This window comes from Micromonospora sp. LOL_015 (genome assembly GCF_048060275.1).
Lineage (GTDB): Bacteria > Actinomycetota > Actinomycetes > Mycobacteriales > Micromonosporaceae > Micromonospora_E.
In genome coordinates, this window is the sequence record NZ_JBHMIO010000017.1 from 17,335 (window position 1) to 43,156 (window position 25,822).

A 25,822-nucleotide genomic window follows, 5' to 3' on the forward strand; every position below is an offset into this window, starting at 1 on the left:
AGGAGGGTTTTATGGCCATTTTGCCCCTCATTGTCGCCTGCCCCGTCACCCCAGGGCACCACTGGACGTTACCGGAGTGAGTCGACGTCTGAACCACCCGACGCCGGGCACGTCCCAGTACCCAAGCAGATCCGGACAAGCCACCTAAAACGGACTTTTTCAGTGCATGCCGGAACCGCTTCCCTCTACTGGGTGAGATCAGTGATAGACGGAGCGTAGTCAAATGCAAGGCCGGAGTATGGGGAAAGCGGGGCGGGCGTCCCGCAGCGGCGCCGGGGGGAGAACGTCCATGAGTGTCATCCGACCAACGACCGTCGAGGTCGAGACGTCACTACGGCTCATCGCGCCTGACGCTACCGCGCTGCCGGTACGAGCCAGCCTGCGTTACGAACCAACTGATCCGTACGCGGTCCACGTGCTCTTCCACGCGGAGTCGGCCGGCGGTGAAGCGGTCAGCTGGTCGTTCGCCCGAGAGCTTCTGGTGACCGGGCTCGACGAACCGGCCGGGATCGGTGACGTCCGGGTCTGGCCCTGGGCAACTCCCCGGGGCGATTTCGTGGCGCTCGCGCTGAGCTCCCCGGACGGCAACGCGCTGTTCGAGGTACCGCGCAGCGTGCTGGTCCGCTTTCTGCGCCGCACCTACGTGGTGGTGCCCCGCGGCCGCGAGTCCGACCACCTAGACGTGGACACTGCGGTAAACCGGCTGCTGGCCGGACGCTGATCGGAACGGCCCGACTCCGCCCGACCCGGCGGGGACTACGGCTGTTTCGCGTGACGGGAGTACGGCGATGCGCCGTACTCCCGCCGCTGGTGCCGCCGCCGGTGCGCCCCGGCACCTCCGCTGGCACGATGCGACGATCCCGCCGGGTGGCCGGGATGCGGTTGCGGCGCACTGCGGTTACCGTCGAGAACGATGGTTCAGCCCGATCAGCTCGCCCGCCGGATGTCCGACCCGGATTCCCTCGGGCCAGCGATCAGCGCAACTACTCTCAGTGACAGCCTGACTGCTGACGCACCACCTCGACCACGACTACTCCCCCACGACGAACTGCTACTGGTCACCGCCGGTCACGGCAGCCACGAGATCGACTTTGTCGCGTACCCGTGCCGACCCGGCACTCTGCTGTGGGCCCGGGCCGGGCAGGTGGTCCGGGCCGGCGGACAGCACGGTCTGGACGCGATCCTGGTGCGATGGACTGCGGCACCAGGGATGCCGGACCGGCCCACCTCCCGCGCCCACTGGCAGCTCACCGGTGAGGACGCCGACGCCATCATCAACGAGGTCAGCCAACTCGTCGTGGACAGCCAGCGGTCCCGGCGGACGACGCTCGTCGACGAACTCCTCCGCCATGAGCTGCGGGTCCTGCTGCTACGGATCGCCCTGCTGCCGTCCGACTCCCCGCCGGCGCTCGATGCCCCCACCACAGATGACCGTCCCGGTGACGTTCCCGCATGGGCGGACGAGGCCACCGGGGCGGGTTCGTCGAGGTGGGACACCTTCCGGCGGTTCCGGGCCGAGGTGGAGCGAGACCACGCGCGTAGCCGGCGGGTCGAGGAGTACGCCGAACGGCTGTCCTGCGCGGTCCGGACCCTCACCCGGGCCAGTCTGACCGTGGCCGGGCGGACCGCCAAACAGGTGATCGACGACCGGGTGGCCCTGCAGGCCAAGCGGTTACTCGCGGCGACCGACCTGCCGGTGGCCCAGATCGGTGCACGGCTCGGCTTCCCCGAGCCGACGAACTTCGGCCGTTTCTTTCAACGCGAAGTGGGGTGCAGCCCGGGTAGCTTCCGCGCTGACCTGCGGGAACGCCCACCGGTGACCGACCGGGTCGCGGCAACCGGCATGATGGTGGCGTGCAGATCTCCGCGCGCGGCGACTACGCGGTACGAGCAGCGCTGATCCTGGCTGCCGCGTACCCGACGCTGATGTCCACCCAGGCGATCGCCGCCGAGCAGGACATGCCGCGCAAATTCCTCGAGGCGGTGCTGGCCGACCTGCGCCGCGGCGGGGTGGTCCGGGCGCAGCGCGGCGCGGAGGGTGGCTACACGCTGAGCCAGCCGCCTGGGGACGTCACCATCGGCATGATCCTGCGGGCGGTGGACGGGCCGCTGGCCGGGGTGCGCGGGCTGCGTCCGGAGGAGACCCGGTACGCCGGCGCCGCGGAGAACCTGCCCCGGCTCTGGATCGCGGTACGCGCCGCGTTGCGCGAGGTGGTCGACGAGGTCAGCCTCGCCGAGGTACTCACCGGCCGGATGCCGGCGCACGTACGCAAACTGACGCTGAAGCCGGATGCCTGGGAGTCCCGCTAGTCAGGCAAGTGGACGGTGGGGCTCCAGTTGAACTTCACCGAAAACGAGTTCTCGTCCTGGACCATCCGGATCGGCCGATGGTCGTGGAACTCGCGAGCCAGGAGGCACCGGTACGACCTGCCTGGCCCGTTCTCGTGGAAGCAGGACAAGTCGCTTAGCTGAGCGGCGCAGCGCAGGCGCAGGGCAACGACCGAAGGCTCGGCGGGATCACCCGCCGGGCCTTTGATTTGTAGGAATAATAATCTTATGTCCGATATAGCTGGAGATGATGCTCTGTCCCGTACTCGGAATCCCCGCCGGGCCGAGGTACGGCGTACCACTGCCATCTGCCTGCTGATGGTCCTGCTCTACTACCTGGTCCCGGTGGAGCCGGGGGTGACGGGGATGCATCTCGCGGTCCGCGCCGTGGTCACCGTCGTCGGCGTGGCTCTGGCGGCTGCGCTGGTGCTCCAGCAGATCCGCGCCCAGATCACCGCCGATCCGACCGACGTACGCCTCACCCGACTGGCGATCGCGCTGGTCGGCGGAGTAGTCGTGTTCGCGCTGGCCGACCTGGTCATCTCGTTCAGCGACCCGGACCAGTTCGTCAACCTGACGACGAAGACCGACGCGCTCTACTTCGCGATCGGCACGCTCACCACCGTCGGGTACGGCGACGTGCACGCCGAGGGCCAACTCGCCCGCGCGGCGGTGTGCGTCCAGATGGTGTTCAGCGTCGGGGTGCTCGCCACCGGCGCGTCGCTGCTGGTCAGGCAGTGGACGGAGTACGCCCGCCGGCAGCCGGGGCAGTCGGGGTGATCTCCACATCGCCGGCCAACCGTCCGTCCGCCGGCCAGCGCCGTACCCGGTCGGCGGCGAGCAGACCGGCCAGCGCCCGGTTGGCGTCGACGGCCCGGTGGACCGTCCCGGTCACCGTGAAGCTGCGCAGCTCGGCGACGGTCCGGGAGCCGCACTCGACGAGGTGGGCGTACAGCCGGTCGCGCAGCGCGGCGAGCCCGTGGTCCGGCTCCGGCCCGGCGACGGCCGTCGCCTGCGGATCGTCGGCGGCACGCAGCCCCCACCCCGCCGGGTCGACCTCCCAGAGCGCTTCCTTGAACGCCTCGATGCGTTTGCCGGACCCGGTGGCGAAGGCGACCGGGTACGACGTAGCGCCGTCGACCTGCCCGGTCGCCCCGGCCGGCACCAGCTCGACGACGCTGATCAGCGGAAAGCCGGCTGCGGTCAACACCGGGCGCAGTTCAGCTGATGAAGCCGCTCCGACCACCAGCAACTCGGCCGGGCGGCCGGCCGTCGACGCACGCCACACGGCGGGTCCGGGCAACGGGCCACCGGCCAGGTCAAGGTGGCACAACAGCGGCGCGTTGGCGGCTGCGGCGGCGGTCACGGCCACCGGGAGCAGCTCCGGACTGCCAGGCAGCAGATGGGCCGTCACCGCCGCCGGCAGCCCGGTCGGGTCCGCCTCGGCACCGGAGGACGTGACAGTGACGACCGTCAGGTGCCGGCCGGTGACCAGTTCCGGGTGGTCGGCGACGGCGCGCAGCGCAGCGTACGCGGTGGCCCCCGGCGGGCCCTGGTACGCCTGAACGAAGGTGGCGCGACGGGCCTGGCGCAGCGCGGCGGGAACCCAGGTGCTCAGGTGGCGGAGCAACAGGTCACGCGGGACCCGGCCCGCTGGCTCGGCTGTCATGGCGTCCGTTCTACCGGCCCGGGTCACGGCCCGCACGGGCGGGGCCGACCGACCCGTTGGCGGGCCGCCGTCGACCCGGCTCCTCCCGTAGTCGGTTGTCGCACGCCGTGTCCCGGCTGGAACAGCTCGGCTGGGTCCGCCGCGAGGAGTGTCCGACCGACCGGCGCGGTCAGTTCGCGGTGCTCACCGAGCCCGGCTCAACTGCCCGCACCGCCGCCGCGCCCGGCCACGTCGACGCGGTTCGGCGACACCTGTTCGACCAGCTGACCCCGGAACAGGTCGATCAACTGCGGATCATCAGCGAAGCATTAGTCAAGCATCTGGCCGGTAACAATCCGCCATCATGAGCGAACTGTCCCACATCAGGCCCTTGTACAGACCGTCGTCGGACACGCACGATGGGACGTGTCTCTCGGCCTGGGCGAAATCACCACGCAGGCGCACGGCCTGATCAGCGTCGGCGACCTGCTGGGCGCGCGCGACTTGCTGGCCACGGCGTTGGCCGACACCGACCCGCGTCCCGCACACGCCGGCACCGAACAGGCGGAGGCCGCCGGACTACTCGCCCGGGTGACGGTCGCGCTCGGCGACGCACCGGCGGCTCGGGCGTGGGCGGCGTACGCGTACTCGGCGAACCAGCGGCTGCATGGAACGGCGGACGAACGGACCATCGGGGCCGCCGCCACCCTCGCCGCCGTACTGCACCGGGTGGGCAGCGACGCCCGCGCCGCGCACCTGTACCGCGAGGTGATCGACGAGCTCTGCGCCATCGACGGCCCCGAGTCGCTCCGGGTCCTGGCCGCCCACGCGGACCTCGCCACCGTCGAATTCGCCCGCGGCGAGTGCGACGTCGCCCGGGACCGTCTGGAGGATGCCTGGGAACTGCACCGCGAGGTGTACGGCGAGGGGCATCCGGCCGGGATCAAGATGCTGGCCCGGCTCGGCGCGATGCAGCGCGACTGCGGCCGGCTCGCCGAGTCCGACGTCAGCCTGTCGCTCGCCATCGACCTGTGCCGCACCCGCCTGCCGGCCGACCATCCGCTGGTCGGGCAGGTCGCCGCGCTGGCCGAGGCGTCCGCTGATCCGGCGCACCGCTGTGGCGGGCCGGGGCCGGTCAACGACGGGCCGGACGACACCGGCGGCCCGGATCCCGGCCGCAGTCCGGACGACACCGACGGCCCAGGACCGAATCTTCAGCCGGACGACAGCGGCGGCCCAGGCCCGAGTCTTCAGCCGGACGATAACGGCGGCCCAGGCCACGACGGCGGCCTGGACCAGGGCGGCTGGCCGCCCGGCACCAGGCCGGCCGGTGGGCCAACGACTCCGGCGGCCGATCCCGCCGGGCGCGACCGGCTCACCGGTCCGGCCTGGGCCGAGCCCGGCTGGATCGAGCCGGAACCACCGGTCGCTGAGGTAGCCGACCCCCGCTGGTCGGCGGCGTTCTGGACGGAACCGAACGCGCCGTCGGCGACGCCGACCACCGGCCGGTCAAGCGACGACGCGACGGACGGCCATCGGGACGGACGGCACCGGGCCGACCCGCCCTGGCTCGACCCGCTGGACCAGCCGGTGGACCAATCGGTGCCCGACCCGGTGGCTGAGCTGGACAGCGGCCGGCCGTGGGCCCAGCACGGCTGGATCGAGCGGGAACCGGCGAGCAGCGACGCCGACGACCCGCTCTGGTCGCCCAGTGGTTGGCTAACCGACGACCCCTCCCCTGCCCGGCGGAACACGACCGGGCAGGAGCAGGGAGGCGACCAGCACCAACCGGACGAACCCGACCCGACCGACGGCCGGCCGGCGACCATCCCACCGCCCCGGGTGCCGGTCGATCTGCCGCCGTCCGGCTCAGCCAACCATGACGGGTCATCTGGTATTTGGCTCTTCGACGAACCGTGGTGGCCGCCCGAGCAGTCCGGTGCCGGGGACGGCTCCAATCCGGCCGCGGTGGATCGCCAGGACGGACCAGATCAACCGGACGCACCAGAGCGGCCGGACGCCTCAGACGCCGCCGGCCCGGTCAGCCCGTTCGGGCCGGTCCGGTTCCGGCAAGCGACCGGCCCGTCAGCGGCCGACTCTCCCACGGCCGACAGTTCCATCAGCGGCCCGGCGGCCGTGCCCGGCGAGCCGGTGCCGCCGGAGACCCCTGCCTTCGTACCCAACCCACGGGTGCCCGACAGGGCAGACGCTCGACCGGAACCGGCACCACCGGTGAGCGACGAAGATTTTGCGGGCCGGGAGGCCTCGGTCGATGCCGACTCCGCGGTCCGCCACGCCGAGGTCACGGACGGGCCGGGCACCGGAGCCACGGACGAACCGGCCGCGAGCGTCGCAGCCGGTGGAGTCGGCGCGACCATCGGAACCGGCGCCACCGGCACGGGCCGGAGTACCGGGACGCTGTCCCGACTGCCACGACGTGAACTCAGCCGGATACCCGACCGCCGCAGGAGTCTTCCGGTCCGACGGCAGCGAGGAGAGTTGGTGCCGGTGCCCAAGCCGGCGGCGACCGCCGCCCGCCCACGCGGGCCGATGCTGGTGTTCACCGGCGTGGTGGTGGTTCTGCTCGGCGCTGCGGCGGTGGTGGCCGGCGTCAGCCTGGTCGACGAGACGCCCTCCGAGCCGGCCGGGGCACCAGCCGAGGCCACCCCCCCGACCGGTACGCCGACCAGCGCTGCGCCGCCGGCCACACCGGGTACCGCGCCGGGCGGCGTGGGTCTGCGCGACAACCGGGACAGCGTGACGTTGACCTGGACCTATCCGGCGGGTGCCGAGGGACAGGTGCTGATCTCCGGGGGCAGCAGCGATCAGCAGCCCCGGGCCTTCATGACGTTGCCAGCGGGTGCGGACAGCTTCGTCGCGTACGGGCTGGACGAGTCGATCGACTACTGCTTCACGGTCGCCGTGGTCTACTCGGCCGATGTGATCGGGCAGGCCGACCCGGTCTGCACGGACCGGTCAGCGAACGCCCGGTGACGCTGTCCGGTCTATGCCGGGCCGGGGTCGTCGTCCACCGGGTCTGCCGGAAGCCGAACCCGAACCTGAAGTCCGGTATGGGCACCGTCGGGCCCTGCCGCATCACCGTCGCGTCCCGCCGCATCTTCCGCCTGCCCCGCATCGGCCAGTTCGACAGTGCCGCCGTGTCGGCGGACCAACTGCGCGACGATGGCCAGCCCGAGCCCGGCGCCACCGGCGTCGTGGGCCCGCGCGTCGTCGAGCCGGGTGAACCGGTCGAAGACCCGTTGCCGGTCGGCCGGTGGGACACCCGGACCGTCATCGGTGACCAGCAGCTCATGCCAGTCCGGCCCGTGCGGTCGGGCGGTCACCAGCACCTCGGAGCGGGCGTGTCGGACCGCGTTGTCCAGCAGGTTGGCCAACACCCGGACCAGCGCGTCCGGGTCACCGGCGATCCACAGCGGCTGGTCCGGCGGCACCACCCGCACCGGAGGTCGTGGATACCGGGCGGCCACCGTGGCGGCCAGTTCGCCCAGTTCCACCGGACCGACCGGGCCGAGCACCACCCCGAACTGGCCGGCCTGCTGGTCGGCGCGGGCCAGCAGCAGCAGGTCGTCGACCAGTCGGCTGAGCCGTTGACTGTCCGCCAGCAGGTCGTCGGCGACCGCCAACCAGTCCGTGCGGCTACCGAGTCGCTGCGCCACCTCAAGCTGCGTACGCAGACTGGTCAGCGGACTGCGCAGCTCGTGGGCGACGTCGGCGACGAACGTGCGTTGCCGGGCCCGCGCGGCCTCCAACCGGTCGAGCATGTCGTTGAGGGTGACCGCCAGCCGGTGAATCTCGTCGCCACCACCCGGCACCGGCAGGTGGCCGGCCTGGTCGCCACCGGTGATCTCGGCCGCGCCGGCCCGCAGTTTCTCCACCGGCCGCAGCGCCGCCCCGACGGCCCGCCAGACGATGACCGTGACCGCTGCCACCAACAGTGGGAACGTCATCAGCAGAATCACCCGGACCAGGGCGAGGCTGCGGTTGATGTCGGCCATCGACCGGGCGACCAGCACGGTACGCGGCTGCGCCAGCCCGCCGGCCGGTTGCGCGATCACCCGAACCGGGCCGCGCAGACCGAGCCGGGCACCCGGCACGGTGACCGCCCCGGTCGGTTCGGCAGCGAGCTGTTCCCGCTCGGCCGCGTAGAGCATCGGGACGAGTCGGTCGGCGCCAATGGATGCGGCGCGTATCCGTCCCCGCTCGTCGACAATCTGCACCCGTACGTCGTTGCCGGCCACCGGCAACGGGTCAGGCACCGCGTCGGCGGCCACCAGCTGGGCGATCGCGTCGGCGGTGGTCCGGGCGTCGGCGTCGGCGCTGCGTTCCAACGCCAGGGCAAGGACGACGGTGAGCCCGATCGCCCCAGCGGCCAGGCCGGCGGTGAGACCCAGCACGCTGATCGCGGTCAGCCGGGTGCGCAGGCTGAGCCGGACCCGCAGGTACGCCCGCCACTGACTGGGATGCACCACCGAAAGCCGTCGGCCGGTCACGGGACCAGCCGGTAGCCGGCACCCCGGACGGTTTCCAGCCGATCCCGGCCGACCTTGCGGCGCAGGTACCCGATGTACACCTCGACGGCGTTCGGCGCGGTGTCGACGCTGGCGTCCCAGACGTGGTCGAGCAGTTCGATCTTGGAGACCACCTCGCCGGCGCGCCGCATCAGGTACTCCAGCAGGGCGTACTCACGGGCGGTGAGCGCCACCTCGGCGTCGGCCCGGGTGACCCGCCGCCGGGCCGGGTCGAGGCTCAGGTCACCGGCGGTGAGCACGGCGGGCCGCTGCGGCGCGCCGCGCCGCAGCAGCGCGCGCAGCCGGGCCAGCAGCACCACGTACGAGAAGGGCTTGGTCAGGTAGTCGTCGGCACCGCAGTCGAGGCCGTCCGCCTGGTCGTACTCGCCGTCCTTCGCGGACAGGATCAGCACCGGCAGCCAGTTCTGCTCGGCCCGCAGCTGGCGCACCACCCGGTAGCCGGACAGTCCGGGCAGCATCACGTCAAGAATCATCGCGTCGTACCCGCCGTGCCGGGCCAGCTCCAGCCCGGCCGGCCCGCTCGCGGCGACGTCCACGGCGAAGCCTTCCTCCTGCAAGCCGCGCCGCAGGGCGTCGGCTAACCGGACCTCGTCCTCCACCACCAGCACCCGCACTGGTCAAGGGTGCCACCATGGGCGTGTAACCGGGTTACCCGTGACCGTCGTCGCTGAGCGTGTTCTCAGCTTGGCCACCGGCTCTCAGCAACGTCTCAGTACACCCGACGCACGATGGGTGGCAGGAGGTACGAAGATGTCGGTATTCACATCCCGGCCGGCGATGCGCTGGCTGGTCCCCGCCGCGTCCGCGGCGGTGCTCGTCGGCGGCGGCGTTGCCGTGGGGGCGCTCGCCGCGTCCGCTGACCCGGTCCTGCCGCCGCGCAGCGCCGAGCAGTTGCTGGTCGACCTGCAGACCGCCGAAATCGACGGCATGTCCGGGACTGTCGTGCACCGCGCCGAGCTGGGCCTGCCGACGGCGCTCAACCTGGCCGATCAGATCGGTGCCGGCAACGGGCTCGGCTCGCTGATCAACGGCACGCAGACTCTGCGCGTCTGGTATGCCGGTCCGGACCAGGCCCGGTTGGCGATGGTCCGCACGCTGGGCGAGACCGACGTCATCCGCAACGGACGGGACGTCTGGATCTGGTCCAGCCAGCAGCAGCAGGCCACCCACTTCGAGTTGCCGGCCGAGGGCGATCACGCCGACGCGGCGGGCGAGCGGGCCGGCGCCGATCCGACGCCGGAGCTGCCCATCACCCCGCAGGCGGCGGCCGACGAAGTGCTGGAGGCGATCGACCCGAGCACCGAGGTGTCGGTGGGCCGCTCGGCGGAGCTCGCCGGGCGGACCGCGTACGAACTGGTGCTCACCCCACGCGACAAGGACTCGCTGGTCGAGGAGATCCGGATCGCGATCGACTCGGTGGAGTACGTGCCGCTGCGGTTCGCGGTCTATCCGGTCGGCGCCGACCGGGCCGCCATCGAGACGGCGTTCACCCAGGTCAGCTTCGACACACCGGATGAGGAGCAGTTCGTCTTCAACCCACCGCCGGGCACCGAGGTGATCGAGGCGGGCGAGGACGACGTCGCGGCGCCGGGTGACGGTTCCCGAGGTCCGGACCAGCTGCCGGGCGACGCCGAGACCGACGGCATGCTGGAGGAGCTGGCGCGGGGTTGGGCGGACAGTGAGGACGCGGTCCGTACGGTCGGCAGCGGCTGGGGCACCGTCCTGGTGATCACGCCGCCGGCCGAGGCGGCGACCGCGGTCGAGGAGCACGCCGGTGAGTCCGCCGAGGGCGCCCAAGTCATGCAGATGCTGGGTGATTTGCCGGCGGTCGACGGCCCGTGGGGCAGCGGCCGGCTGTTCTCCAGTGCGCTGTTCACCGCGTTGATCGCCGACGACGGCCGGCTGTTCGCCGGCGCGGTGACGCCGGAGCGGCTGTACAAGGTGGCTACCGAGACCCGCTGACTTGACCGGTCCACTACCGGCGTCGACCCCGGATCACCGGACGTCGACGCCGGTAGCGGCGGTTACCGGGCACGATCAGCCAGAGGTGCGGACCGACACCAGGGACGGAGCAACTTAACCGGTTGCGTAGCGGGACCGCGCCGGTCTACTCTGATGCCTGCGTGAAGGGCCGGGTAGTCGCCGACACCGCGCTGGCCAGGTCAGCCGGTGTCTTTCGTCCCCGTGGGTCACCCACGGGTCGCTACCCGAGGTAGGTCATGAAGACACGTCTGAGCGTCGCGGCCGCGACGCTGCTCGCCCTGGTCACCTCCGTCGTGGTACTGGTCCAGCCCGCACACGCCGCCGTCGGTCTGCACGTCAGCGGCGGCCGGCTGGTCGAGGCGAACGGCACTCCGTTCGTCCTGCGCGGGGTCAACCACGCACACACCTGGTACCCCAGCCAGACCAGTTCCTTCGCCAACATCAAGTCCTTGGGCGCGAACGCCGTCCGGGTGGTGCTCAGCAACGGCCATCGGTGGACCCGCAACGATGCCAGTGACGTCGCCAACGTCATTTCGCTGTGCAAGGCCAACCGGCTGATCTGCGTCCTGGAGGTGCACGACACCACCGGGTACGGCGAGGAGGGGGCCGCCGCGACCCTGGCGTCCGCCGCCGGCTACTGGATCAGCCTGGCCAGCGTGCTGCGCGGCCAGGAGAACTACGTCATCATCAACATCGGCAACGAGCCGTTTGGCAACAGCGGCTACCAGAGCTGGGCCAGTCACACCACGAGCGCGGTACAGCGGCTGCGCGACGCCGGTTTCGAACACGCGATCATGGTCGACGCACCGAACTGGGGACAGGACTGGACCTTCACGATGCGCGACAACGCGCAGTCGGTGTGGAACGCCGACCCGACCCGCAACCTGATCTTCTCGATCCACATGTACGGCGTGTTCGACACCGCCGCCGAGATCAGCAACTATCTCGGGCGGTTCCGCTCGGCCGGGCTGCCGATCGCGGTCGGCGAGTTCGGGCACGACCATTCCGACGGCAACCCGGACGAGGATTCGATCCTGTCCTACACCCGGCAGCACGGCATCGGCTGGCTCGGTTGGTCGTGGAGCGGCAACAGCGGCGGCGTCGAATACCTCGACATGGTGAACAATTTCAACGTCAACAGCCTCACCTCGTGGGGTCAGCGGCTGTTCAACGGTGCCGACGGAATCCGGGAGACCGCTCGGGAGGCGACCATCTACAGCGGCGGTACGCCACCGCCCACCACCACACCCCCCACCACCGCACCCCCCACCACCACACCCCCCACCACCCAGCCGCCGGCCGGGGCGTGCACCGCGACGTACGCGGTGGTCGGTCAGTGGCAGGGTGGTTTCCAGGGTGAGGTCCGGGTGACTGCGGGCGGTTCGGCGCTCAGCGGCTGGCGGGTGAGCTGGACGTTCGCCAGCGGTCAGTCGGTCAACCAGGCATGGAACGCCACCGTCACCAGCACCGGGGCGAGTGTCTCGGCGACCAACGTCAGCTACAACGGCAACCTCGGCGCCGGACAGAGCACGACCTTCGGCTTCATCGGCAGTTGGAGCGGCAGCAACCCGGTGCCGACGCTGTCCTGCGCCGCGCGGTAGCGGCCGCCACCCGAAGGTGTGGCCGGTGGCCGGACGGGTACCCGTCCGGCCACCGGCCACACCCGGCGTCGTTCACCTGAGCCGGCCGGCGGCCGGTGTGGGCACTGCCAAGTCGCTACGAGCTGGAGGTTGATGGTGAGCGAAGGTCCTCGTATACGGGTGGGCGCGTACGCGGTGGTCGTCCGCGACTCAGCGGTGCTGCTGAGCCGGTTGTCCGAGGCGTCTCCGGTGTTCGAGCCGGGTGCGTGGCACCTGCCGGGAGGTGGTCTCGATCCGGGCGAGCAGCCCAGCGAGGCGCTCGCCCGGGAGCTGCAGGAGGAGGCCGGGCTGGAGGTGATGTCGTCGCGGTTGCTGGACGTGCGGTCGTACCTGGCGCACCGCAACGGCACCGACTGGCACGTGGTCGGGCTGCTGCACAGCGCGCGGGTGGGGCCGGGCGAGCCGGTTGTCACCGAGGTCGGCGGCAGTGCGGACGCCATCCGGTGGGTGCCGGTCAACGAGATCGACCGGCTGCCCCTGTCGCCGCCGACCGCTGACGGGCTGCGGATGGCGGAGCTGCTACCGGTGCCGGCGTAGGAATTCGTCGCCGGGCGCGGCTGGTAGGTCGTCAGGCATGGTCACCGGACCGGTCGCAGCCGTCACGGCCTCGGCCGGGCCGGTGACGACCGGATGCCGGCTGGCCGGCGGCCGCGTCGGGTGCACATTCGCGGCGGGCGGCCCGTAGCCGCCAGACGACGAGCGCCCCGAGCGCCAGCACCGCGACCACGACGGCGGCTGCCCGGCCGGCGACCTCCTCGATCGCGGCGTAGGAGCTGCCGGCCAGGTAGCCGATCAGCACCGTGCCGACCCCCCAGACCAACGCGCCGGCGACGTTGTAAAGAAAGAACCGCCGGTACGGCATGTGTGCCGCGCCGGCCAGGGCGGGCATCACCGCGTGGAAGAAGGTCACGAACCGGCCAACGAAGACCGCGGTGCCGCCCCGTACCGCCAACTGGTGCTGCGCCCGCCGCACCCAGGCCTGCCGCTTGCGCAGGAAACGCATCCGCAGCAGCCGGGGCCCCAGGGCCCGGCCGATCAGATAGCTGGTGGTATCGCCGGCCACGGCCGCACTGACCACGACCACGGTGATGCCGGGCAGCGAGATGGTGCCGAGGCTGGCGGCGACGCCGCCGAGCACCGCGGCGGTCTCGCCGGGGAACACGAAGCCGACGAACAGCGCGTCCTCGGCGAACACCAACAGCCCGACCAGCAGGTAGATCAACGCACTGTCCATCGACAGCAACGGCTGCAGCCAGTCGCTCAGCACAGCACCCCCCGCTCGCGGGGGGCTGCGGAGCCGACGTTAGCAGTTGCGGGACGGTGCCCGTGACGGTCCGACGGATGCCGCGCCGGGGCGTCGCGGGCGTACTCCCCACCACAGAGAGGTGTCACCCGGACCCGGTCGGCGGATCAGCCGACGTCGCCAGACGCACCATCGTCCAGGAGACGGACGGCAGCATCACCGACAGCCGCCCCTGGTCGACCGCCGGGCCGGGAAGGGTCTGGGGACGGACCCGGTCCGGCTGCGCCGACGTGTTGGCGGCCCGCACGTCCGGGTCGGTCAGCACGCCCTGCTCAACGACCCGGTAGCCGGGGGATGCCCGCAGGTCGATGTCGAGCACGAGGGACTCCCGCTGCCCACGGTTGACATCGGCGGTCTGATGACCCAGCTGTCAAGGCCCGTCCATCTCGTTGCCGAGACACCACTGACGAACTCATCCAGCCCGAAAGCGTTGGTCTCGATGCTGTGCCAGGCGTTCGACGAAGGATCCGAAGGTACGGCGTACCTCCGCAGAAGGTGCACGGGTGCGGTCGTGGGGCGACCGGCCACGGGCATCGACGGTCACCGCCGGCGCCCCAGGCTGTCGGACGCTAGCACGCGCGGTGTAGCCCTGCCTGCCAGCAGGCCCGGTTACGGCAAGGGTGCGGCGGCTACGACAGCGTACGGGACGGACGCGGTGGGTCAGGGTTTGCGGGCGACGCCGCCGACGAAGGTGTAGTAGGTGTCGGTCTGCTCCGACGGCTCGTCGTCATGGTCCGGGCGCCACTCCGCAAGGGGCACCAAGCCCGGTTCGAGCATCTCGAAGTCGCCGAAGTACCCGAGGATCTCGTCACGCTGGCGCCACCGACCGGTACCCAACGTCTGGTTAAAGATCTTCTCGACCACGAGCGCCTTGCGGGCGGCCTCCGGCTGGCTGTCACCCGGGTGGTGGAAGTGGGACAGGGCCAGGTAGCTCCCGCTCGGGACCGCGTTCCGGTAGACCGTCGCCACCCCGGCTGGATCCTCGTCGTCACCGAGATGGTGCAGGATGCCGAGCATCAGCAGACCGACCGGCTGATCCAGGTCGATCATCGACTGTACGTCGGGGTTGGCCAGGATCTGCTCCGGGTCGCGGGCGTCCGCATGGACGACGGTGGTCATCGGAGAGCTGTCGAGCAGCGCCCGACCGTGTGCCAGCACCATCGGATCACTGTCCACGTACACCACCCGCACCTGCGGGTCGACCTGGTGGGCGATCTCGTGCACGTTTCCCTGGGTCGGCAGGCCCGAGCCGATGTCGAGGAACTGCCGCACGCCGGCCTCGGCGACCAGGTGCCGCACCACGCGGCGTAGGAAGCCGCGGTTGGCCCGGGCGGCCAGCGGACCGTCGGGGGTGACCTGCAGCGCCATCTCACTGGCCTGGCGATCGACCGCGAAGTTGTCCTTGCCGCCGAGCATGTAGTCGTACACGCGGGCGACGCTAGGGCGGGTGGTGTCCACCCCGACCGGAACTCGGTCCTCAATGCTCACGGCGGAGACCTCCGGGGGATGCGTCCGACCAGGATCTCGTGGTCGGCTGGGAGCGCTGCCAGGCGCAGTCTAGAGGATCCGCCCGGCGCCCGGGGACTCTCCCGGCGGATCCGGCTCACCCGCGCCGGGTCGGAACCGCCGGTGGCATGTCTATCCCCTGTCGACGGCGGAACCGGCCACTCTATCCCCTGTCGACGGCGAGGGCGAGCACCCGGTCGACCGTCAGCTCGTCGAGGCGGTCGACGACGAGCGTCGCGCCGGCCAGGGCGTCGGCCGCCGGCGGATACGCGGGGTGTGGCACCGCGACCACCACCAGACCGGCGGCCACGGCGGACCGCAGCCCGTTGCTCGAATCCTCCACCGCCAGGCACCGCCCCGGCGGTTCGCCGAGCAGCCGTGCCGCCACCTGGTAGACCTCGGGGTCCGGCTTGCCGGCCGCGCACTCCTCGGTCGACACGGTCGCCCGGAACGCCTCGGTGAGCCCCGCCGTGGCCAGCACCTGTTCGATCAGACGGCGGGGGGAGGAGCTGGCCAGCGCGAGCGGGAACCGCCCGGCGAGGTCGCGGACCACCTCGATCGCGCCTGGGATCAACGGCAGCTCGGCCCGGTACCGCGCCGCCATGGCGTCGATCACCTCGTCAGCGACCCGGTCGGCGCCGCGCCCGACGCCGAGGTCCGCGTCCAGGTAGCCGGCCCACTCCGGGGTGCTCATCCCCATCAGCCGCTGCTGGGCGTCCGGCAGCCACCGACCACCGGCCCCGGCCACGTAGTCGCGCCGGACCTGCTCCCAGACCGGCTCGGTGTCGATGAGTACGCCGTCCATGTCGAACACCACCGCCGAGATCATGACCCCATCCTGCCCGGTCGACCGGAATCGACCCGGAGCGGGGTCACTGAGCGCTATCCTCGCAGGTGAGCTCCCCTTTCTCGATCCGAGCCGGGTCGCTGCAGCGGCCCACGCACCGGACTGAAGCGGTGAAAGGAGTTGCGATGTCGGAGCACGCCGCACCGGCCCGCGACCGGATCGTTGCCGGCGTCCACGACTCGGCATCCAGCTGGGCCGCCGTCGCCCTGGCCGCCCGGGAAGCCGCCACCGCGCACCGGCCGCTGCGGCTGGTGCACGCCCTCAACTGGATCCCGGACGACCTGTCCGGCGGCGACGACCCCCAGCCGGACGCCTACCAGCTCGTCGAACGCGCTGTGGAGATCGCCACCCGGACGGCCCCCGGAATCGACGTCACCACCGAGGTGTCCGAGAACGCCCCGGCCACCGCGCTGCTCCGGGAGTCCCGGATGGCGTCGTTGATCGTGATCGGCGACGGGGACCTGGCCCGGTGGACCTGCCTGCCGCTGGACGCACTCGCCGTACAGATCGCCGCCCGCGCCGACTGCTCGGTGCTGGTCGCCCGGGCCGGCTCCGAGCCGGCCCCCGAACCGGCCGCGCCGGTGCTGGTCGGCGTTGACGGCTCAGCCGGCTCGGAGCGGGCGCTCGGCTTCGCCTTCGACGCCGCCGCGCAACGGGGCAGCGACCTGATCGTCGTGCGCAGTTGGGAGAGCGAGTCGAGCTGGGCCGACGCCTCGGCGGCGACCGCCGACGAACTCGCTGCGGCGGTGACCCCGTGGCAGGAGAAGCATCCCGACGTCGCGGTCCGTCAGCAAGTGGTGAACGGCCCGCCGGCCCGGGTGCTGATCGAGCGTGCCACCCAGGCCGGTCTGGTGGTCGTCGGAGCCCGTGGCGACCATCCGCTGCGGGTTCCGCTCGGCGCGGTCAGCCAGGCGGTGCTGCACCATGCCGGGTGCGCGACGGCGATCGTCCGCGAAGGCGGCCCCCGGCCGGCCGTCGGCGACTGACCGGCGTGCGGGTCACCCTCGACCGTGCAGGAGGCGGGCGCCACGGGTCGTCGCCGACAGCCGTCGTCCCTGGTGGGCCCGGATGCTAGGGGCCCGACGGTTGAGCCGGTGAGCCGGCCCGCCCGGTCGGGACACGGCAGCACGGAACGGTCAGGACACGGCAGCCATGTGGACGATGTTCACGTATTGGTACTCATATGATTACGCTGTGACAACCCCCGACACGTGGCGCCTTCCGCCCTGGACCCTCCTCAGCAACCACGGACACGTCCTGCTCGCCATCGCCCGCGACCCACGGGCCCGGCTGCGGGACGTGGCGGCGCGGGTCGGGATAACCGAACGCGCGGCGCACACCATCGTCGCCGACCTGGAGGAAGCCGGATACCTCGCCCGGCACCGGGTCGGCCGGCGCAACGAGTACACGGTCAATCCGCACGTGCCGTTCCGACATCCGGCCGAATGCGACCACCTGGTCGGCGAACTACTCGCGCTGTTCACCGGCGGCCAGCCGGCATCGGCCGGACCGCCGACGCCGACGCCGACCGTATCGCCGCCGGCCGATCCACATCCGACCCCGGCCGGGCCGCCGACGCCGGCCGGTCGACCGACGGGACCCCAGTCCCGCAACGGCGGGTCCTTCGCACCTGTCCCCCAGCCGTCGACGGAGGTGGACTGTAGTCAGGTGCGACTGAAGGAGTGAGGACCATGAGCGCCAGTCACCTGATCGTCGTCGGTGTCGACGGCTCCGAGGGCAGCCGCCAGGCTCTCGACTGGGCCGCCAGGGAAGCCGCCGAGCGGGGCGGCGCGCTGCGCGCCGTCGTCGCCTGGCGGTGGGACGGTGGAACCACGGTCAGCCCCATCGAGGAGCGGCAACGCGCCAGCGAACTGCTGGACCAGGAGATCACCGCGCTGACCGCCCGGGTCGGATCGGCGTCGCCGGTCGTCGGCGAGGTGGTCGAGGGCCGCGCCGCCGACGTGCTGACCACCGCCGCCCGCGGCGCGGACCTGCTGGTCCTGGGCAGCCACGGGCACGGCCGCCTGCAGCACACCGTGCTCGGCTCGGTCAGCGAGGAGTGTATCCGCAAGGCCACCTGCCCGGTCGTGGTGATCCCCGTTCCCGCGCTGGTCTGCTCGGCCGCCGACCCCACGAGCTGAGCCGGAGGTGATGGCCGTGATCAGGCCGGTCGTCGTAGGGTACGACGGCTCGTCCAGCGCCGACGCCGCGGTCAGCTGGGCGGTCGCCGAAGCCGTCCGGACCGCCACCCCGGTGGTCCTCGCGTTCGCTTTCGAGTGGCCGACCGGGACCGGTCCGCTGGCCCCCGTGCCGACCAGCTGGCCGAACGCGGCCTCCCGGCGCGACGCGGAGACGATGCTGCGGGTGGCGGCCGCCGAGGCCGCCGAGACGCACCCGGACGCCGACATCAGCACCGTCGTCCTCGACGGACCCGCCGCCCTACGGCTGCGTGAGAAGTCCCGGGACGCGGCGCTGCTGGTGGTCGGCAACCGGGGGCACGGCGGCTTCGCAGACCTGCTGCTCGGGTCGACCAGCGTGGCCGTCTCCGCGCACGCACACTGCCCGGTGGTGGTGGTTCGCGGTGCGGCACACCCCACCGCCTCGGTGGTGGTCGGCGTGGACGGCTCCGAGTCGTCACTGGCCGCGCTGCGCTTCGCCGTCGAGCAGGCGGCCAGCCGGCTGGTGCCGCTGCGGGTGCTGCGTGCCTGGCACCCACCGGCACAGCGGTGGCAGCCACCGGCCTTCGACCCTCGGGAGATCGTCGCCGCCGAGCGTGCCCTGCTCGACGACGAGCTGACCGGGTGGCGGGAAAAGTATCCCGAGGTCACGATGACCGCCGAGGCGGTTGGCGACAACCCGGGCCGGGTCCTGGTCGACGCGTCGCGTACCGCCAGCCTGGTGGTGGTCGGCTCGCGCGGCCGGGGCGGCTTCACCGGCCTGCTACTCGGCTCGGTGTCGCAGCAGCTGCTGCACCACAGTCACAGCCCGGTCGCGGTGATCCGCGACACCATCCCGGCCGACGTGCCCTGAGCTGGCGCGCCGACGACCACCCGCCCGGCGGGCCGTCCCTTGACCCGCCGGGCCTTCCACCCATGGAGGCTGACGTGTTCGCCGAGCAGATCCACGATCCGTGGCGGACCTTCCAGGGACGACGGTGGCGGGACACGATCGACGTGGCCGCCTTCGTCCAGGCCAACTACACGCCGTACACCGGCGACGCCGGGTTCCTGACCGGCCCGACCGGACCCGGGCGGTCTGGGACCGGCTGCGGGACATGTTCGTCGAGGAACGCCGTCGGGGCGTCTACGACGTCGGCTTCGCGACGCCGTCCACGATCACCGCGCATGCTCCCGGCTACCCGGCCGACCCACAGGTGCACCGAATCTTCACCACGTACCGCAAGACCCACAACGACGCCGTCTTCGACGCCTACCCGGCCGACGTACTGCGGGCCCGCCACTCGCACATCGTCACCGGGCTGCCGGACGCCTACAGGCGGGGACGGATCATCGGTGACTATCGGCGGGTCGCCCTGTACGGTGTGGACCGGTTAATCGCCGACCGGGGCACCCCGATCTGGGTCCGGTTCGTGCTGGTGCCGGGGCTCACCGACGCCGAGTCGAACGTGGCCGGGGTGGCCGGGGTGGCCGAGGTGGCGGCTGGCCTGCCGACGGTGCAGCGGGTCGACGTGCTGCCGTTCCACCGGCTGGGCGGGCACAAGTACGCCGAGCTGGGTCTGGAGTTTCCGCTGGCGGCGACGACACCGCCGGACGACGCGCTGCTGGACTGCGTCCGGGGGCAGTTCCGCGACCACGGGCTCACCGTCTACTGAGACCTACCGCCCGCTGAGACCTACCGGCTACTGACCGGCCCACCGGCGCTACCCGTCCACCGGACTCACCGGCTACCGACCTGGTCGCCGTAGGCCACGGCGACCGGGCGGTCAACCCGCCACGCCGGTGACCAGCGGAACCGGTGAGTGCCGCCACGCCAGCCGCCGGCGGCCGCCGACCTGACCGGTGCGGCGGCCAGTTCGGCGGCGATCTGCCGGACCTGGTGGTAGCCGGTGGCCATCAGGAAGGCCGACGCCCGGCCGTAGCTCTTGATGCCGACGACAAAGTAGCCCGGCTCGGGATGGCGCAGCTCGTCGACTCCGGGTGCCGGCACCGACCAACCCCGGGCCGGCCCGGGGTCGAGCAGGGTGGCCAGGCCACGGCTGGTGCCGAGCACCGGGTCCAGGTCGAGTCGGAGCTCGCTGGCGAGCCGGTGGTCGGCACGGAACCCGGTGGCGACCACCACCCGGTCGGCGACGACGGTCCGCCCGTCGCGGCTGGACAGCCGGACCGGGCCAAGGTCGGACAGCTGCTCCACCCGATGCGTGACGAATCCGGTCTCCAGGACGATCCGACCAACGTCGACCAGTTGGCGCAGCCGGGTGCCGATCGCCCCGCGTGCCGGCAACGCGTCGGCGGCACCCGGGGCGAAGATCGGATCGGCGGTGACCCGACGGACCGCCCAGGTGATCCGGGTGCCAGGCTGCTGGTCGGCCAGTTCGATCAGGTCGAGCAAGGTGTTGGCGGCCGAGTGTCCGGCGCCCACCACGACGGTGTGCCGGCCGGCATGTTCCGCGCGGTTGACGCCGAGCACATCGGGCAGGGCGAAGTCGAGATGTGCGGCTGCGGCCGGCTCGCCGAACGCGGGCAGGCCCTCGCCACCCAGATGGTTGGGGGTGTCCCAGGTCCCCGACGCGTCGACAACGGCGCAGGCGAGCTGTTCGGTGCCATCGGCCAGGCGGGCCACGAACGGCGCGTCGCCGCGTCCGGGGCCGCGCAGCCGGTCGACGCCGAGCCGGGTGATCCCGGTGACCCGGGTGCCGTAGCGGATCCGGTCGGCCAGCACTGGCAGCTTCGCCAGCGGCAGCAGGTACTCCTCGATCAGTTCGGCTCCGGTCGGGTGGTGCCCGGGTTCGGGTACCGACCAGCCGGCGGCGTCGAGCAGTCGGCCGGCAACCGGGTCGATGTTGTCCCGCCAGCTGCTGAACAGCCGTACATGCTGCCAGTTGCGGATCGCGGCACCGGCGGCGGCGCCTGCTTCCAGCACCAGCGACGGGACCCGGTGCCCGGCGAGGTGGGCGGCGGCGGCCAGTCCCACCGGGCCGGCGCCGATCACGACCACGGGCAGTTGCCGGGCGGCGTACTCGATGCTCATCTGTCTCCTCTCGACGTGGTGGCGGCCAGCCGAGACGGCAGCACGCAGCGGGGACGTCCGCGAGTTGGCCCGTCACCCCATCAGCTGAATCGATGCCTATCGAGACAACGCATCATGCTGTACCGCGCCCTGAGCTCCGGCTGGGCTGACACGCTTCCAACGACCACCCCACCGCAGGCGTTCGCACACTGGGTCCGATTACCAACCGGTCACTTCGTCCCGACCATCACCCGTCGCGACCCGCGCAGCCACGACCAGCCCAGCACGCTCCCGGCCGCAACCGTTTGAATGTCGATTTCGCCACGGCCCCGCACCTGGAAGTTCAACACCACCTGCCCGGTCCGCAGCAGCCAGAACCGGTCCGCAGCAGCCAGAACCGGTCCGCCGTCCGCCCCTGCCGGGAGATCTGCTGCCCGCTGTGCCGGACCCCCGGGGCGCGCCTGGTACGACAGCCGCTCCAGCCAGGGCCGGGGTAGGTCGGCCAGGAACGACCGGCCGAGCCGGACGTGCCGCGTCGGCCGCCCAGACCACCGACCGAGTCGGTGCTCGGCGCCGGCCTGCTCACCGGGTGCTCACCACCGGCGCGTTGATCACAGCGGTCACCCTGGCAGCCGGTGGCTGCGTACCACGCGGGCCGGCCCTGGCAGACGATGGTTTTCGTCACCCTCGGGCTGGCCCAGTTGGGCGTCGCGCTCGCGGTCCGGGCCCGCCGGGGCACGGCGACGCAATGCCTCCAACGGGGTGCGGCGGCGGATGGCGAACCCGGCGTTGGTTTTCGCAGTGGCCGGCGCGGGTCTGCTGCAGCTCGCCGGGGTCTACCTCGGCCCGCTGCACACGCTGCTGGGCGCCGAGCCGCTGGCGCTTACCCGAGTTGGCGGCCTGTGCCGCTGTCGCGGCGCTGCCCGCACTGGTGTTACATCTGTCCCGGAGCGGGAACGGACGTGGTTCGGGTCCGGATTCCCCGCGTCCCGTCGGCCGTGAGCCGGCGTAGCAGACCCTGACCAGGAGGCAGCAGATGGACGAGGCGACCACCAAGGGGACCAGCACCAGCACCGGGACCGGGACCGGGACCGGCGTCGACACGGCGGTGACCGGCGCCGACGCCGCGACCGGCGCCCGGCCGTTGGCCGCCGTACTGACCGAGGCCGCCGCAGCCGCCGGCCACGCGCCGTCGGTGCACAACACCCAGCCCTGGCACTGGCGGGTTCGGCCGGACAGTCTGGAGCTGCGCGCTGCCCGGGATCGGCAGTTGCCGGCCACCGATCCGGACCGCCGGTTACTGATCCTCAGCTGCGGTGCCGCGCTGCACCACGCGAGGATCGCGCTCGCCGCCCAGGGTTGGACGGCCCAGGTGCAGCGGTTGCCGGACCCGGCCGAGGAGGATCTGCTGGCGGTGCTGCGACCCACCGAACGGATCGCGATCCAGCCCGACACCGTCCGGATGTTCCAGGCAATGCAGGTGCGACACACCGACCGCCGGCCGGTCAGCGACGAGCCGCTGCCGGTCGCGGCGGTCACCGCGATCACCGCCGCCGCCGGAGCCGACGTCCAGCTGCAGATCCTCTCCTCCGACCAGGTAGTGCTGCTCGCCGCAGCAGCCAGCCGGGCGGAGGAGGTCGAGTCGGAGGACCCGCAGATCCGCAGCGAGCTCGACTACTGGACCGGGCTGGGCACCCCGCCCGGCACCGGACTGCCCGACGAGGTCCTGCCGGAACGCGCCGCGCAGACCACGGTGCCCGGACGCGACTTCGGCCGGGCCGGCACTCTGCCGGTCGGCGGCGGGCACGACCGGGCTGCCGTCTACGCCCTGCTCTTCGGTGCCGACGACGAACCGGCGTCCTGGCTGGCCGCCGGCGAGGCGCTCTCCTCGGCCTGGCTGACCGCGACCGAGCTGGGCATTTCGGTGGTGCCGCTGAGCGGGGCGGTCGAGGTGGCCGCCACCCGGCAGACCTTGCGGCACATCCTCGCCGGGCTCGGCTACCCGTACCTGGTGCTACGGCTCGGCATCGCCAGCCCGGACCACGCCGGCCCGCCGCACCCGCCGAGGATGCCGGCGGCGCAGCTGGTGGACACCAGTGCGGTGGACACCGCAAAACCCCACGCCGCCGACCCTGCGGAGGGCCGATGAGTCCCGACGGACCCGTACTGGTCGGTGTCGACGGTTCCAAGGCCGCAGTGCAGGCCGCCCGGCTGGCCGCCCGGGAGGCCGCGATGCGACGGCGCCCGCTGCGGATCGTGCACGCCTTCGTCTGGCCGGCGCTGCAGGCACCGATGGCGTTGGCACCAGCGGTGCCGCCGGAGGGCGAAGTCGAACGGTACACCCGGGAGATCGTCGACGAGGCCGCCCGGGCGGCGGCCGACGAGGCGCCGCAGCTCGAGATCGCCACCCAGGTGGTCGACGGGGCCGCCACCGTGGTCCTGCTCGCCGAGGCCCGCTCCGCAGCGCTGGTCGTCCTCGGCGACCACGGGTTCGGACCGATCTCCGGGGCGCTGGTCGGCTCGGTCGCCTCCCAGGTGGCGACCCACGCCGACGGTCCGGTGCTGGTGGCCCGGGGCGACTGTGACCGCAGCGGTCCAGTGATTGTCGGGGTGGACGGCTCCGAGCTGTCCGCACAGGCCATCGGCTTCGCCGCCGAGGCGGCCGACCTGCGTGGCACGGAGCTGCTCGCGGTCCACACCTGGACCCATCCGCCGTCGATCGGACCGGGTGACATGCAACCGCTGGTCTACGACGCGGCAGCCCTGCAGGCAGAGGAGGAGGCGCTGCTCGCCGAGTCGGTGGCCGGGGTCCGCGAGCGGCATCCCGACCTGACCGTACGGCAGTTGTCGGTCCAGGGTCGGGCGACCAAGGTGCTGACCGAAGAGTCGGCCCGGGGTCAGCTGCTGGTGGTTGGCGCCCGCGGGCGGGGCGGCTTCACCGGGCTGCTGCTCGGCTCGGTGAGCAACGCCCTGCTGTACCGCAGTCAGTGTCCGCTGGTCGTCATCCGGCCGACCCGGCACTGAGTGGGCCGGCCCGGCGGGCGGCGAGCCGAGCCGGTCCGGCGACGGGCCGGTTAGCATCGTCGCTGTGAGCGCCGCGAACCCCCCGCCGGACGAGCACCGCGACGCGCCGTCGCTCGGGCTGACCCCACTGTCCCGGGTCCGACTGGACCAGCTGCTACACGAGATGCTCGACCGGGTCGGCGAGGTCGTCACCAGTCGGGAGCGGCTCCGTGCGTTGCTCGACGCGGTGGTCGGCATCGGCACCGACCTGGAGCTGCACAGCACCTTGCGGCGCATCGTCGAGGCGGCGTGCGGGTTGGCCGGGGCCCGGTACGGCGCCCTCGGGGTGATCGGCCCGGACCGCCAGCTGGTCGATTTCGTCACCCACGGCATCGATCCGCAAACGCACGCGGCGATCGGTGACCTGCCGCACGGTCGAGGCGTTCTCGGCCTGCTCATCGACGATCCGGCGCCGGTGCGGATGCCGGACATCACCAGGCACCCCCGGTCGTACGGGTTTCCGCCGCACCATCCGCCGATGCACAGTTTCCTGGGAGTGCCGCTGCGCATCCGCAACCAGGTCTTCGGCAACCTGTACCTGGCCGAGAAGCAGGGTGCGGCCGAGTTCACCGAGGACGACGAGGAGATCGTGACGGCGCTGGCCGCCGCCGCCGGCGTGGCGATCGAAAACGCCCGGCTGTACGAGTTGGCCAACCGACGCGAACGTTGGCTGGCCGCCACCGCGGAGATCACCGGCGTACTGCTCGGCACCGTGCGCCGCACCGACGCGCTGACCCTGGTCGCCCGGCGGGCACGTGAGGTGGCCGAGGCAGACATGGTCCTGGTCCTGGTCAACGACGACGAGGCGGCCCAGTTCACGGTCGAGGTGGTGGACGTACCGCAAGGGTCGACCTTCGGGCTGGTCGGCGCGGTGCTGCCGGCTGGTGAGACCAGCTTCGCCGGCGCGATCACCAGCGGTGAGCCGATCATGGTGGAGAGCCTGGCGAAGGCGGCACCGTGGCCGGTGCCGGTCACCGCCGGACCAGCGGTGATCTCTCCACTGACGGTCGCGGAGACGCTGCACGGCGTGCTGGTGGTGGCGCACCATGCGGACGCTGCCGGGCCGGCCGACGGGGACGCGCCGCTGCTGGCCAGCTTCGCCGGTCAGGCGGCGCTGGCCATCGAGCGGGCCCGGGCGCAGGAGGAACGCGAGCTGCTGGTGGTGCTGGAGGACCGGGAACGGATCGCCCGCGACCTGCACGACGTGGTGATCCAGCGGCTGTTCGCCACCGGGCTGCAGTTGCAGAGCGCCATGCCGCTGTGCAGTGGTCGACCGGAGATCGGAAAACGGATCAACACCGCCGTCGACGATCTGGACTCCACCATCCGGGACATCCGCCGGGCGATCTTCGAGCTGCGTACCCCGATGAGCGCGGCCCTGCGTACCGAGTTGCGCGAGGCGGTCGACCTGGCCGCCGACGGGTTGGGCTTCCGGCCCGCCCTGCAGCTGGACGGGCCGGTGGACAGCGCCGTGCCGGACCAGCTCCGTCCGGACCTGCTGGCGGTGCTGCGAGAGGCGCTGTCCAATGTAGTACGGCATGCCCGGGCGAATCAGGTGACGGTACGGGTGTCGGCACTCGAAGGTGAACTCGCGCTCACGGTGACCGATGACGGGATCGGGGTGGACCCGGCCGCCGCCCGGGGTGGGCTGGTCAACATGCGAGAACGTGCCGAGCAGCGCGGCGGAGCCTTCTCGGTGGCCGCCGGGGATCCCCGCGGCACCATCCTTACCTGGAAGGTCCCGTTACGGGACTGATCTGACCCGGC

The 25,822-nt window shown here is 72.1% G+C and carries 25 protein-coding genes and 1 pseudogene; 18 read left to right on the top strand and 8 right to left on the bottom strand.

Annotated elements, in window-relative coordinates:
- Nucleotides 1-289 precede the first annotated feature (289 nt).
- The 5 genes from ACFHWU_RS15620 to ACFHWU_RS15640 all read left to right on the top strand — a co-directional run bounded on the left by ACFHWU_RS15620 (nt 290) and on the right by ACFHWU_RS15640 (nt 3,108).
- Nucleotides 290-721, top strand: a complete 432-nt coding sequence (locus tag ACFHWU_RS15620) for an SsgA family sporulation/cell division regulator (protein ID WP_282230144.1) — start codon at nt 290-292, stop codon at nt 719-721.
- 192 nt (nt 722-913) lie between these two features.
- Entirely contained in the window at nt 914-1,900 is a 987-nt protein-coding gene (locus ACFHWU_RS15625) for a helix-turn-helix domain-containing protein (protein WP_416554081.1), read from the top strand.
- Nucleotides 1,855-2,310, top strand: coding sequence for an RrF2 family transcriptional regulator (locus ACFHWU_RS15630; RefSeq protein ID WP_123600883.1), 456 nt, complete (start codon nt 1,855-1,857; stop codon nt 2,308-2,310). The genes ACFHWU_RS15625 and ACFHWU_RS15630 overlap by 46 nt, the downstream gene beginning before the upstream one ends.
- A gap of 15 nt (nt 2,311-2,325) precedes the next feature.
- Nucleotides 2,326-2,472, top strand: coding sequence for a DUF4236 domain-containing protein (locus ACFHWU_RS15635; protein WP_416590873.1), 147 nt, complete (start codon nt 2,326-2,328; stop codon nt 2,470-2,472).
- Between the two features lie 84 nt (nt 2,473-2,556).
- Entirely contained in the window at nt 2,557-3,108 is a 552-nt protein-coding gene (locus ACFHWU_RS15640) for a potassium channel family protein (RefSeq protein ID WP_416590874.1), read from the top strand.
- Here ACFHWU_RS15640 and ACFHWU_RS15645 read toward each other — a convergent pair.
- Nucleotides 3,059-3,997 (bottom strand): hypothetical protein, encoded by a 939-nt coding sequence (locus ACFHWU_RS15645; protein WP_416557312.1) that lies wholly within the window; start codon nt 3,995-3,997, stop codon nt 3,059-3,061. The genes ACFHWU_RS15640 and ACFHWU_RS15645 overlap by 50 nt on opposite strands.
- A gap of 56 nt (nt 3,998-4,053) precedes the next feature.
- Between ACFHWU_RS15645 and ACFHWU_RS15650 the strand changes: the two genes are divergently transcribed.
- Nucleotides 4,054-4,344, top strand: coding sequence for a MarR family winged helix-turn-helix transcriptional regulator (locus ACFHWU_RS15650; RefSeq protein WP_416590875.1), 291 nt, complete (start codon nt 4,054-4,056; stop codon nt 4,342-4,344).
- A 58-nt stretch (nt 4,345-4,402) separates the two neighbouring features.
- Complete coding sequence (locus ACFHWU_RS15655; RefSeq protein ID WP_416590876.1) at nt 4,403-6,970, top strand: tetratricopeptide repeat protein; 2,568 nt, start codon at nt 4,403-4,405, stop codon at nt 6,968-6,970.
- An 11-nt stretch (nt 6,971-6,981) separates the two neighbouring features.
- On the opposite strand, the gene ACFHWU_RS15660 is transcribed toward ACFHWU_RS15655, so the two are convergent.
- Both ACFHWU_RS15660 and ACFHWU_RS15665 read right to left on the bottom strand, forming a co-directional pair.
- Entirely contained in the window at nt 6,982-8,436 is a 1,455-nt protein-coding gene (locus tag ACFHWU_RS15660) for a sensor histidine kinase (protein ID WP_416590917.1), read from the bottom strand.
- A 47-nt stretch (nt 8,437-8,483) separates the two neighbouring features.
- Nucleotides 8,484-9,140 (bottom strand): response regulator transcription factor, encoded by a 657-nt coding sequence (locus ACFHWU_RS15665; RefSeq protein ID WP_416568793.1) that lies wholly within the window; start codon nt 9,138-9,140, stop codon nt 8,484-8,486.
- 136 nt (nt 9,141-9,276) lie between these two features.
- Between ACFHWU_RS15665 and ACFHWU_RS15670 the strand changes: the two genes are divergently transcribed.
- From ACFHWU_RS15670 to ACFHWU_RS15680, 3 genes are all read left to right on the top strand, one after another.
- On the top strand, nt 9,277-10,488 hold the full coding sequence (locus ACFHWU_RS15670) for a LolA family protein (protein ID WP_416590877.1): 1,212 nt from the start codon (nt 9,277-9,279) through the stop codon (nt 10,486-10,488).
- Nucleotides 10,489-10,745: 257 nt separating this feature from the next.
- Nucleotides 10,746-12,110, top strand: a complete 1,365-nt coding sequence (locus ACFHWU_RS15675; RefSeq protein WP_416590878.1) for a cellulase family glycosylhydrolase — start codon at nt 10,746-10,748, stop codon at nt 12,108-12,110.
- 159 nt (nt 12,111-12,269) lie between these two features.
- Nucleotides 12,270-12,686: an NUDIX hydrolase gene (locus tag ACFHWU_RS15680; protein WP_416568790.1), complete on the top strand. Its 417-nt coding sequence runs from the start codon at nt 12,270-12,272 to the stop codon at nt 12,684-12,686.
- A gap of 31 nt (nt 12,687-12,717) precedes the next feature.
- Here the strand turns inward: ACFHWU_RS15680 and ACFHWU_RS15685 are convergent, their stop codons facing one another.
- From ACFHWU_RS15685 to ACFHWU_RS15700, 4 genes are all read right to left on the bottom strand, one after another.
- The gene (locus ACFHWU_RS15685) at nt 12,718-13,416 is read right to left on the bottom strand and encodes a DedA family protein (protein ID WP_416557306.1); all 699 of its coding nucleotides are present in this window, start codon (nt 13,414-13,416) and stop codon (nt 12,718-12,720) included.
- 121 nt (nt 13,417-13,537) lie between these two features.
- Nucleotides 13,538-13,819: an alpha-L-arabinofuranosidase C-terminal domain-containing protein gene (locus ACFHWU_RS15690; RefSeq protein WP_416590918.1), complete on the bottom strand. Its 282-nt coding sequence runs from the start codon at nt 13,817-13,819 to the stop codon at nt 13,538-13,540.
- A gap of 293 nt (nt 13,820-14,112) precedes the next feature.
- Entirely contained in the window at nt 14,113-14,940 is an 828-nt protein-coding gene (locus tag ACFHWU_RS15695) for an SAM-dependent methyltransferase (RefSeq protein ID WP_416590879.1), read from the bottom strand.
- Between the two features lie 181 nt (nt 14,941-15,121).
- On the bottom strand, nt 15,122-15,787 hold the full coding sequence (locus tag ACFHWU_RS15700; protein WP_416590880.1) for an HAD family hydrolase: 666 nt from the start codon (nt 15,785-15,787) through the stop codon (nt 15,122-15,124).
- A 143-nt stretch (nt 15,788-15,930) separates the two neighbouring features.
- Between ACFHWU_RS15700 and ACFHWU_RS15705 the strand changes: the two genes are divergently transcribed.
- From ACFHWU_RS15705 to ACFHWU_RS15725, 5 genes and pseudogenes are all read left to right on the top strand, one after another.
- Complete coding sequence (locus tag ACFHWU_RS15705) at nt 15,931-16,791, top strand: universal stress protein (RefSeq protein WP_416590881.1); 861 nt, start codon at nt 15,931-15,933, stop codon at nt 16,789-16,791.
- A gap of 208 nt (nt 16,792-16,999) precedes the next feature.
- Nucleotides 17,000-17,290 (top strand): annotated as a pseudogene (locus ACFHWU_RS15710) (helix-turn-helix transcriptional regulator); the annotation flags it as partial.
- Nucleotides 17,291-17,496: 206 nt separating this feature from the next.
- A complete protein-coding gene (locus ACFHWU_RS15715; RefSeq protein WP_416557301.1) occupies nt 17,497-17,946 on the top strand; it encodes a universal stress protein in 450 nt (149 codons plus the stop codon).
- A 10-nt stretch (nt 17,947-17,956) separates the two neighbouring features.
- Nucleotides 17,957-18,835, top strand: coding sequence for a universal stress protein (locus ACFHWU_RS15720; RefSeq protein WP_416568787.1), 879 nt, complete (start codon nt 17,957-17,959; stop codon nt 18,833-18,835).
- 124 nt (nt 18,836-18,959) lie between these two features.
- On the top strand, nt 18,960-19,637 hold the full coding sequence (locus ACFHWU_RS15725) for a pyruvate formate lyase family protein (RefSeq protein ID WP_416590882.1): 678 nt from the start codon (nt 18,960-18,962) through the stop codon (nt 19,635-19,637).
- Between the two features lie 65 nt (nt 19,638-19,702).
- Here the strand turns inward: ACFHWU_RS15725 and ACFHWU_RS15730 are convergent, their stop codons facing one another.
- Entirely contained in the window at nt 19,703-21,013 is a 1,311-nt protein-coding gene (locus ACFHWU_RS15730; RefSeq protein ID WP_416590883.1) for an FAD-dependent oxidoreductase, read from the bottom strand.
- A gap of 1,015 nt (nt 21,014-22,028) precedes the next feature.
- Between ACFHWU_RS15730 and ACFHWU_RS15735 the strand changes: the two genes are divergently transcribed.
- The 3 genes from ACFHWU_RS15735 (at nt 22,029) to ACFHWU_RS15745 (ending at nt 25,811) form a co-directional block, all read left to right on the top strand.
- Nucleotides 22,029-23,141: an Acg family FMN-binding oxidoreductase gene (locus ACFHWU_RS15735; protein WP_416590884.1), complete on the top strand. Its 1,113-nt coding sequence runs from the start codon at nt 22,029-22,031 to the stop codon at nt 23,139-23,141.
- Nucleotides 23,138-24,016: a universal stress protein gene (locus tag ACFHWU_RS15740; RefSeq protein WP_416590885.1), complete on the top strand. Its 879-nt coding sequence runs from the start codon at nt 23,138-23,140 to the stop codon at nt 24,014-24,016. Before ACFHWU_RS15735 ends, ACFHWU_RS15740 begins: the two co-directional genes overlap by 4 nt.
- A gap of 118 nt (nt 24,017-24,134) precedes the next feature.
- Nucleotides 24,135-25,811: a GAF domain-containing protein gene (locus ACFHWU_RS15745; RefSeq protein WP_416590919.1), complete on the top strand. Its 1,677-nt coding sequence runs from the start codon at nt 24,135-24,137 to the stop codon at nt 25,809-25,811.
- Nucleotides 25,812-25,822: the final 11 nt, after the last annotated feature.

Coding starts and splice junctions, on each gene's coding strand:
- ACFHWU_RS15620 (WP_282230144.1), top strand. CDS start 290: ATGAGTGTCATCCGACCAACGACCGTCGAGGTCGAGACGTCACTACGG.
- ACFHWU_RS15625 (WP_416554081.1), top strand. CDS start 914: ATGGTTCAGCCCGATCAGCTCGCCCGCCGGATGTCCGACCCGGATTCC.
- ACFHWU_RS15640 (WP_416590874.1), top strand. CDS start 2,557: ATGTCCGATATAGCTGGAGATGATGCTCTGTCCCGTACTCGGAATCCC.
- ACFHWU_RS15645 (WP_416557312.1), bottom strand. CDS start 3,997: ATGACAGCCGAGCCAGCGGGCCGGGTCCCGCGTGACCTGTTGCTCCGC.
- ACFHWU_RS15670 (WP_416590877.1), top strand. CDS start 9,277: ATGTCGGTATTCACATCCCGGCCGGCGATGCGCTGGCTGGTCCCCGCC.
- ACFHWU_RS15675 (WP_416590878.1), top strand. CDS start 10,746: ATGAAGACACGTCTGAGCGTCGCGGCCGCGACGCTGCTCGCCCTGGTC.
- ACFHWU_RS15700 (WP_416590880.1), bottom strand. CDS start 15,787: ATGATCTCGGCGGTGGTGTTCGACATGGACGGCGTACTCATCGACACC.
- ACFHWU_RS15705 (WP_416590881.1), top strand. CDS start 15,931: ATGTCGGAGCACGCCGCACCGGCCCGCGACCGGATCGTTGCCGGCGTC.
- ACFHWU_RS15715 (WP_416557301.1), top strand. CDS start 17,497: ATGAGCGCCAGTCACCTGATCGTCGTCGGTGTCGACGGCTCCGAGGGC.
- ACFHWU_RS15720 (WP_416568787.1), top strand. CDS start 17,957: ATGGCCGTGATCAGGCCGGTCGTCGTAGGGTACGACGGCTCGTCCAGC.
- ACFHWU_RS15730 (WP_416590883.1), bottom strand. CDS start 21,013: ATGAGCATCGAGTACGCCGCCCGGCAACTGCCCGTGGTCGTGATCGGC.
- ACFHWU_RS15735 (WP_416590884.1), top strand. CDS start 22,029: ATGGACGAGGCGACCACCAAGGGGACCAGCACCAGCACCGGGACCGGG.
- ACFHWU_RS15740 (WP_416590885.1), top strand. CDS start 23,138: ATGAGTCCCGACGGACCCGTACTGGTCGGTGTCGACGGTTCCAAGGCC.